Source organism: Sulfitobacter sp. HI0027, from assembly GCF_001634775.1.
GTDB lineage: Bacteria > Pseudomonadota > Alphaproteobacteria > Rhodobacterales > Rhodobacteraceae > Sulfitobacter.
In genome coordinates, this window is the sequence record NZ_LWER01000155.1 from 1 (window position 1) to 201 (window position 201).

General features: G+C 60.7%; 1 protein-coding gene. It reads right to left on the reverse strand.

Annotated elements, in window-relative coordinates; genetic code table 11:
- The coding region (locus A3722_RS09910) for a hypothetical protein (protein WP_443068776.1) at positions 1-201 on the reverse strand (201 nt) is incomplete at both ends.

The following is a 201-nucleotide window of genomic DNA, read 5'->3' on the forward strand; positions in this document are numbered from 1 at the left end:
GCTGCGGTTGTAGCCCACGCCCATCTTCTGAAAATCGCCCGTGTTGATGCGCACCGGGTCGACTGTGATATTGTAGGTTCCCTGAGAGGTCACCTGCGTGGAGCCATGCGCGCTCAACGCTTTGGGCATCGCAAAAGCCGCAGCCGCAGCCAAGCCGAACTGACGCCGCGACAACCCCTTCGCCAGCTCTTCAGAGGTACT